Consider the following 4,266-nt stretch of genomic DNA (forward strand, 5'->3'; position numbering starts at 1 on the left):
GCGTCATCGGCGCCGGCACGATGGGCCGCGGCATCGCCATGAGCTTTCTCAACGCCGGATTGCCCGTCACTCTTGTCGAGACGAGCGCGCAAGCCCTCGAACGTGGCGTCGAAAACATTCGCCGGAATTACGAGTCCACCGTCAGGAAGGGCAGGTTGAGTCGGCGCGAGGCCGACAGCCGCCTCGCGAAGCAGACCGGGGCTGTCGAACTGTCCGCTGTGGCGGAGTCGGATCTCGTCATCGAGGCGGTGTTCGAGGACATGGAGTTGAAGCGGCGCCTGTTTCGGGATCTCGACGCCCACACAAAACCGGGCGCGATCCTCGCAACCAACACCTCCTATCTCGACGTCGATGCAATCGCGGCGGAAACGTCCCGGCCGCAAGACGTTGTCGGCCTCCATTTCTTCTCACCGGCCAACGTCATGCGCCTGCTCGAGATCGTGCGTGGCGCCGAGACAGGCAAGGGCGTCGTCGCCACTGCGCTTGGCCTCGCCAAACGACTTGGCAAGATCGGAGCCGTCGTCGGGGTCTGCCATGGCTTCGTCGGCAACCGGATCCTGCAGGCGCGCCAGCGCGAAGCGGCCAATCTTCTCAGCGAGGGCGCCATGCCGTGGGACGTTGATCGGGTCTTGAACGAATTCGGTTTTCCGATGGGGCCTTTCGCCATGAGCGATCTCGCCGGCGTCGATATCGGGTGGCTGGCGGCGCAAAGTTCGAGTTCGACAATCAAGGAAATCCTTTGCGAACGGGGCCGCAAAGGACAAAAGACGCTCGCCGGATACCACGACTACGATGAATCGCGGAAGGCCTCGCCGTCGGCGATCGTCGAGCGGATCGTCGAGGATTTCTCGGCTTCGCGCGGGATCGTCCGCCGACGCATCGCGGATCAAGAAATCCTCGAACGATGTCTTTATCCAATGATCAACGAAGGCGCGAAAATCCTGGAGGAGAAGGTCGTAATTCGTGCATCCGACATCGATGCAATCTGGCTCAATGGCTACGGTTGGCCGGCCTGGCGCGGCGGCCCTATGTACTACGCGGACGAACTCGGGTTGCCGCGCGTTGTCTCCAAGCTCGAGCAGTTCCACGCAACTTTCGGCGACGCGTTCAAGCCTGCAGCGCTCCTTGCTTCGCGCGCTTCGAGCGGCGGCCGTCTCGTTGAGCGGGTCTGAGAAGACCGGAAGGGATCGAGCCCTTGCCCGAATCGGGGCCCCGACCAGCTTGTAGAGGACAATGAGCCGGCACGGACAGATGCAGCCCCTGAGGTCTCCAACAGGCGCGAGGGTCGCGACGCCCTCGATCGCCGCTCACGCTCCGCCATCGATGAGAATTTGTCCGTCGCCAGCCTCCGCGCAAAGTCGGGCGGCTCCGGGCATTGACTCCGGTATTCACAATCCGTTTACAGCCTTGCGGCGCCCCGATCGGCGTTCTGACCCCACGCCGGATAAAGCCGACGTCGGTATAATCAATGATCGCGTCGTTTCCCTCGCGCGTCGTCCGCACTTGATCGATTGTCGCCTGGGTCGGCTTCTGCAGGCGCATTTTGCGGGGCCACCAACATAGGCGCGAAACTTCGCTGCCGGACAAGAACCTAGAACGCGTCGGCTCCCTCGAATAGAACTGCCCCGAAACGCGGAGGCGACAATGATTGAACGGGATCCCAAAATCGTTGAATCGGGGCTTTCTCGGACCGTGACGAAGGACGGGGTCACTGTGGAGGTGTCGATTATCCGGCTGGAGGGCGAAACAGAGCGGTCGCTCGAAGTGGTTAATGACAAGAACACGTCCATCGTCTGGGACGACCTGTTTGCGAGCGACGACGAAGCCTACGCCGAGTTCGAGCGGACCGTTGCTGATGAAGGGATTCGGACCTTTCTCGACAGCGGCAAGGTAATTCCTTTCCGTCGCTGACTGCGGCCTCGATGCGGTGAACGGAGACGGTGTTTCCGCCACGGGTAAAAGTCGCCGAGTTTGGCAAATCGAGAGAATAGCGACCCTCAGCAGACCAGATCCCAGTAGGGTTCCGGACCAAAGCGTTCGACGAGAAAATCGATCAACGCCCTCACCGTCGGCGAGAGATGGCGGGAGTGGGGATAGACGGCGCTGATCGACAGGTCTTGAGCCACGAAGCTGTCCAGGACCGTCGCGAGAGCCCCGGACTGAAGGTCCGCGCCGACGATGAACGTAGGAAGATTCGCGAGCCCCTGCCCACGGAGCGCGGCGACACGGAGCGCGTCGCCGTTGTTGACGCTCAGCCGTCCGTTGACCGTGACCGGCAGAGGCGCACCGTCGGGCGACACGAAGCGCCATTCGCGCGCAGAAGGAAGGTTGCTGTTGAAGAGGCAGACGTGCGTCTTCAGGTCGTTCGGAGACCTCGGCGCGCCGTGAGCCGAGAGATAGCTCGGGCTCGCGCAGATGACCCGGCGCGCCGGCGCCAGCCGCCGGGCGATCAGGCTCGAGTCCGGCAGGCTCGCGATCCGGATCGCGACGTCGAAACCTTCGTTGACGAGATCGACGAAGCGGTCGTTCATCGCCAGATCGACGACGACGTCGGGGTAGCGCGCCATGAAGTCGCTGAGCGCCGGCATCAGGTGCAGGAAGCCGAAGCTCATCGGCGCGCTGATCCGCAGCCGTCCCCGCGGCGCCGCCTGAAGCTCGCCGACGGCCCGATTGGCGTCGTCGAGGTCGGCCAGGATGCGCGTCGCGCGCTCGAAATAGGCGCGCCCGGCCTCGGTCAGGCTGAGCGAGCGCGTGGTCCTGTGAAGGAGGCGCGCTCCGAGATCGGTTTCGAGGTCGGAAACCTGTCGGCTGACCGCCGATTTTGCGATCCGGAGCGCGCGTGCGGCGTTGGAAAACGACTGGGCCTCGGCGACGGCCACGAACGCCCTGAGCGCAGCGAGTTGGTCCATTTGTTCGCCAATCGAGAACAGTCTTGTAAGAGAATGGTCGATTGTTCTTCGGATAGCGGCAGGGCATATGAGCTGTCAACGGGGCCATCCCGTGCAGCCAACCCGAGGATCCCATCATGTCTCTTGCCGTCGAGTCGCCCGCCAAGCCGATCGTTCCCGCCTTCGCCTCGATCACGGAGGCGCTTTCGCCCCTCGCCGATCCCATGCTTCGCGTCACCGCTGGCCTCCTGCTTGTGCCGCACGGCGCACAAAAGCTGTTCGGCATGTTCGGCGGCTACGGCGTCGATGCGACGGGCCAGTTCTTCGCGACCAAGCTCGGGCTGCCCGCCTCGCTCGCCCTTGTCGCCGGGCTGATCGAGTTCTTCGGCGGCATCGCACTCGCCGCCGGCCTCGCCACGCGCTTCGTCGCCGCCCTGGTGTTCGGCGTGATGGCCGTCGCAGTCGTCTTCGTCCATCTGCCGGTCGGCTTCTTCTGGATGACCGGCGGGTTCGAATACCCGCTGCTCTGGGGTGTGGTCGCCCTCTACTTCGTCGTCCGCGGTGGGGGCCGCTATTCCCTCGACGCAGTCATCGGCCGCGAAATCTGAAGCCTCGAAGGCGGGCGCTGCCGCGCTCGCCTTCATCTCCATTGGATATCGAAATGCCTCTCACCATCCGTCCCGCGCTGTCTCGCGGACACGCCGATCACGGCTGGCTCGATAGCCGCCACACGTTCTCGTTCGCGGAGTACTACGATCCCCAGCACATGGGGTTCGGTCCGCTGCGGGTGATCAACGACGACGTCGTCCAGCCGGGAGCCGGGTTCGCCGAGCACGGGCATCGCAACATGGAGATTGTCTCCTATGTCGTCGACGGCGCCCTGGAGCATCGGGACAGCCTCGGCGAGACCTCGGTGATCCGCCCCGGCGACCTCCAGCGGATGACGGCGGGAACCGGCGTCCGGCACAGCGAGTACAATGCGAGCAAGACGAAGGCGGTGCGCTTCCTCCAGATATGGATCATTCCCGAGCAGACGGGGCTCGAGCCGGGCTACGAGCAGAAGACGTTCCCGGAGGCCGAGCGACAGGGGCGGCTGCGCCTGATCGGCTCGCGCGACGCCCGCGAGGGGTCCGTGAAAATCCAGCAGGACGTCGACCTTTACGCGATGCTTCTCGGCAAGGACGAAAAGGTCTTGCACGCTGCTCGTCCCGGACGTGCGGTCTGGATCCAGATCGTGAAAGGCGAACTGACGGTCAACGGGGAAGCCCTTCGGACGGGAGACGGCGTGGCCGCGGTTGCGGTGGACCGGCTCGAACTCGCGAGTCCGAGCCACGCCGAGGCGCTCGTCTTCGACATGAAGGTCTGACGACAACGATAC

At 64.0% G+C, this 4,266-nt stretch carries 5 protein-coding genes; 4 read left to right on the plus strand and 1 reads right to left on the minus strand.

Going from position 1 to position 4,266, the window contains the following annotated elements:
- Both ACLP25_RS24645 and ACLP25_RS24650 read left to right on the plus strand, forming a co-directional pair.
- Positions 1 to 1,172 (plus strand): 3-hydroxyacyl-CoA dehydrogenase NAD-binding domain-containing protein (locus tag ACLP25_RS24645; RefSeq protein ID WP_442471757.1); only part of this gene is annotated, 1,172 nt, incomplete at its 5' end.
- A 472-nt stretch (positions 1,173 to 1,644) separates the two neighbouring features.
- Positions 1,645 to 1,911 carry a hypothetical protein gene (locus ACLP25_RS24650; RefSeq protein ID WP_442471758.1) on the plus strand — a complete coding sequence of 89 codons (267 nt, stop codon included), beginning with the start codon at positions 1,645 to 1,647 and terminating at the stop codon, positions 1,909 to 1,911.
- Between the two features lie 86 nt (positions 1,912 to 1,997).
- Here the strand turns inward: ACLP25_RS24650 and ACLP25_RS24655 are convergent, their stop codons facing one another.
- A complete protein-coding gene (locus ACLP25_RS24655) occupies positions 1,998 to 2,909 on the minus strand; it encodes a LysR substrate-binding domain-containing protein (protein WP_442471759.1) in 912 nt (303 codons plus the stop codon).
- A gap of 116 nt (positions 2,910 to 3,025) precedes the next feature.
- Between ACLP25_RS24655 and ACLP25_RS24660 the strand changes: the two genes are divergently transcribed.
- Together ACLP25_RS24660 and ACLP25_RS24665 are read left to right on the plus strand one after the other, a co-directional pair.
- The gene (locus tag ACLP25_RS24660; RefSeq protein ID WP_442471760.1) at positions 3,026 to 3,496 is read left to right on the plus strand and encodes a DoxX family protein; all 471 of its coding nucleotides are present in this window, start codon (positions 3,026 to 3,028) and stop codon (positions 3,494 to 3,496) included.
- 53 nt (positions 3,497 to 3,549) lie between these two features.
- The gene (locus tag ACLP25_RS24665) at positions 3,550 to 4,254 is read left to right on the plus strand and encodes a pirin family protein (RefSeq protein WP_442471761.1); all 705 of its coding nucleotides are present in this window, start codon (positions 3,550 to 3,552) and stop codon (positions 4,252 to 4,254) included.
- Positions 4,255 to 4,266 lie beyond the last annotated feature (12 nt).

The sequence above is a fragment of the Roseiarcus sp. genome, assembly GCF_052145395.1.
Classification (GTDB): domain Bacteria; phylum Pseudomonadota; class Alphaproteobacteria; order Rhizobiales; family Beijerinckiaceae; genus Roseiarcus.